At 58.6% G+C, this 4,203-nt stretch carries 1 protein-coding gene; it reads right to left on the minus strand.

Features of this window, described 5'->3' with window-relative positions; genetic code table 11:
• The coding region (locus ABX749_RS24230; RefSeq protein ID WP_372898259.1) for a DUF4347 domain-containing protein at nucleotides 1-4,132 on the minus strand (4,132 nt) is incomplete at its 3' end.
• Nucleotides 4,133-4,203: the final 71 nt, after the last annotated feature.

A 4,203-nucleotide genomic window follows, 5' to 3' on the forward strand; every position in this document is an offset into this window, starting at 1 on the left:
ACGCGTCGCTGGTCGTTTCGCTGCCGTCGTGGTCGTAGGTCACGTCACCGGCGTCGATGTCGGCTTGGGTGAAGGTGTCATTGAGTCCCAAGGCGCCGAACCCGGCCAGGTACAGCGTCCCGTTGTCGGTCACGTCGGTGATGGTGTACGTCAACCCCGCGCCACTGTCATCGACGTCGCCTTCGTTGAGCATCGCCGTCGTAATCGCCGTCCCGGTCGATCCTTCCAAGACCGTCGTGCCGGTGTTGGTCGCGACCGTGGGAGATTCATTCACGTCATTGACATTGATCGTGAACACTTCACTGTACGTATTACTCGCGGAGTCGGTGACTTCGACCGTGATGTTGTGCGAAGTCGCCGACTCGAAATCGATCAAGGCGGCATTGGCCACGGAAATTTCACCAGCGGCGCTGATGGCAAATCGACCGCCGGCACTATCGGTCAGAGCGTACGTGAACGTGTCACCGGCGTCAGGGTCCACGGCAGAGACGCTTCCGACAACCGTCGTGTTTGTCGCGTCTTCACTCACGGACATCGAGAGTGCTGGCGTGCTGGCGGTGAATCCGCCACCGGAAATGTGCTGTTCGGTGAGATTGTTACCGCTCACCGAATCGGTGACGATGCCGCCGGTGGAAAGATCATTGAAGGTCCAATTGGCGATCATTCCTGATTCGGTATTGGGTAACGTCTGGTCGTAGTTCGTGGAAATCTCGCCGACGGTGCGGACGTCGTTGAAGATGCGGACGTCGTACAGCGTGCCGGAAAAGACGTCGATCGTATTGAAGCCACCCAGCACCGAATCTTGGTCCTGCCCAAAGACAAGCTCACCCGTGCCGGTTATCGTTTGACCGGTTTGATACCCCGTAAACGATTCGACCAAGGCGCCATCGACATAGAAATCCACGGCTCCATTGGTTGCGTCCCAGCTAACGGCCACATGATGTTTGTTGCCGTCAAACAGCTGGGTGTAGGTCCCCGTGGTGCTTTGCAAGGGCGACCCGTTGGAGTTTGCCGCAAACCAGATGCGGCCGTCGCTCTTGAGCAGTAAGGCGAGTTCTTCGTCATTGGCCCCATCGGCATACGACAGCAGCGGAGACAGATCTGCGCCGGGAGTGTCGATCGCGAACGAGGATTCGATGGTTAGTGTCGTCAGTCCACCGAGCAGTCCACCGCCATCGTCGGCGACGAAATAGGTGTCATTCCCCCCGTCATTGTTCAGCCCAAGGCCACCGGTTGCCGTACTTGTTGTCGTCAGATCGATGGGGGCATCGTTGACGTCGGTCTCAAAGGCCCCCAGATCCGGTGCAGCATCGTAGTAGAACCCCGGATCACTACCGTTCATGTCCGGCTGGCTGCCTCCCAGATCGACCCCCGCATCAATCGCCGGACTGGTCGGGTTGGTGAGCGAAAAATCGCCAGCTGCCGAGTTGACGTACAGCGGATCAGCATTCACGTCGGATGCGTCAGCGGTGAATCCAAAAGTTTGCCCCGCCAAGTTTGCCGGTCCGGTCACCGCGTCGGTGATCAGGTTGTACGATTCGGTTGTGATTGATCCGCCGTTCAGGTGAATGCCGTATCCGGCGCTTCCCGTGACGATATTGTTTTGCAAGATCGCGCCGGCGCCTTCAACCGAAATGCCGTCGGCAGTCGATCCGTGAATGGTGTTGTGGTACAGCGTGTGGTTGACACCGATCGTGACCTCGTCATAGGCCCCGCGTGTTCCGTTCGTGTAAACCGTGTTGGCGAAGATATCCATGCCGCCACTGCGCAAGCTCCAGATGCCTCGGTAGCCGTTCTGGGTGATCGTATTGCCGACGATGCTGTCTCCGCCGCCGGCACCCGAAGTGGTGATTCCGTTCTCGAAGTTGTAGGCGATGAAGTTGCCTTGACCTGCGGCAAGACCGCCGACAGTGATGTTGGAAGTGACCTGAGTGCTGGCGATGTTGATGCCGCTGAGCTCGTTGCGGATTCCGCCCGATTTGGCGGTGTTGGCTCCAATCGTGTTGGCGTGGATCGTTACATTGGATCCGTTCAACAGGTTGATGCCGTAGCCGTCGTTGCCGGAGATCAGGTTTCCGAATCCGGCGGCGCCGATCACGGTGTTGGTCGCTGCCGATGCGATAGTGATGCCGTCGCCGGTGTTGCCCTTGTCGAGCGTGCCGAGATTGTTTGTCCCGATCAAGTTGCCTTTGATGGTGGTTCCGTCGGCGACGTCCAAGTAGATTCCCGATCCGGTGTTACCGGAAACGACATTCGCTTCGGCCGCATCGTTTGTCCCGTTGCCATCGGTTCCGATCAGGGTATTGGTCGCCGTTTCGGCAACGCGAATTCCGTGTCCGGAATTGGCGACAATGGTCGACCCGTCGTCGAGCAGACCGACAAAGTTGCCTTGGATGATGTTGGCGTCGACACTCGCGCCGCGAACCTCAATCCCAACGCCTGTGTTGCCGGCGACCACATTGTTACGAACGATGTTTCCCGAGGCTCCATTGACGACCAGGATACCAATGTCGGCATTTGCAGCCGCGGCACCTGTCGAATCGATCCCGACCCAGTTGTTCTCGATGATGTTATTGTCAGCCGCACCATGACCACTGCTACCGGCGATCTCGATGCCCTCGTCGGTCGAGCCGTTGACGATGAAACCGCGGACCGTGCTGTCGCTAGTCCAGACCGTAATCGCGGCCGTCGCGAAGTTGGCCGTTGCGCTCGCGTCGATCTCGATCAGCGGATTACCGCTATAAGCAACTCCACCCTGACTCATCGCATCGAGAACCACCGAGTCGGTCAGAGCCGGCAGGGCTTCGGCCAAGACGATCGTTTGTTGGCTGCCGACCGCACCGATGGCAAAGTTGATCACGTCGGGTGTGGAAGCATCAAGATTGGTGGTGTTATTGGTCGCCCAAATGGCTTCACGCAACGAAATCAATCCGTCGGCACCCTTGTTGGCCAACAGGGCATCGATCGACGTGGTGTCCCCGTCAGAGACGTCGTTTGCCGTGTCGACGGTCAGGGTGTGCACTGCGGATGCTTGTGATCCGGGATCGATGTAGGTCACCGAAAGCGTCGGAGCGGTGACGCCTTCGGACGAGTTGAAGTCCCAACCGTCGGTGGAATTGATCAGAATCCCCCAGCCATAGTTCGCATAGCCGTCGACCCAACGTTGGACCGTGGCTTCCAATCCGGTAAAGGTTTGTGAGCCTGAGGTACCGGCGATACTCGCGTCCGGCGTCGACGCCAATTCGCCTCCCACGGTTAGCCCGGCAAAATCATTCCAGTTCGAAGTCTCGTCCCAGTTGTTGAGCATCTCGTACAGGCTGACGGTGCCTGCGGATGACCCGGTGACCTCAACGGTTAGCGAAGCAGACGTGATTTGGACTCCCTTGGGAATATCACCAACATCGGTGCCGACGATCCCATCAAATCGGATCAGGCCTTGTTCTTCACCACCACCGTTGTCGAGGTCGACCGCGATCGACGTCGCTGCGCCGTGATCAGCGGTTGGGCTGACTTCTTCAAGCTCGGTATCCAGTGTCCCGCTGTAGCCGTTGACATCACCCTGCTGGAAGGTCACGGTCGCGAGGATCTGAACCCATTCACGCTGGGCTTGCGCGTTGACGAAAATTTGTGTCTCGATCGTGCCCGTCGCGTACTCCAGATTCCAATCGCCACCGAGCGATTCGTGTCCCGTGGCGTCATCGCTGGCGGCGACGTCGGCATCGCTCAGCATCGCGATCGACTCGATCAAGGCACGTCCTTGGTCGGTACTGGCGAGGTCGCAACCATAAATCAACAGGTCGGCATCAGAGTCCAGTGAGTTGGCCCAGGCGGCGATGTCACCGGCGTATCCTTCGGCTGTGTCCACGTCCAGACGGACGCCGCCGAGTTGGATGCCTTCGCCATCGCCGTGACTGACAATGTGGATCGCATCGACTCCGGATAACTCAGCCAGCGTTTGTGTGATTTGAGTGACCCCGTCTTCATCGGACGATAACCGAACGATCGACCACTGCGTGCCGTCCGCCGAACCATCGCGTAGACCCGCCAACAGCGTCTCAGAGTCGTCGACACCGGCGTCAACGAAGACAACCTCCAGACGCCGTGTGGGATCGAATGAAGGCGTATCGGCCAAATCATTCGAGTGGGCTTGATCCGGTTCTGAGTCGGCAGAATCGACGTGAGGGGTACCGAACAATTGGTCGG

Origin of the sequence: Stieleria sp. (assembly GCF_041595215.1) — a bacterium.
Taxonomy (GTDB): Bacteria; Planctomycetota; Planctomycetia; order Pirellulales; family Pirellulaceae; genus Stieleria; species Stieleria magnilauensis.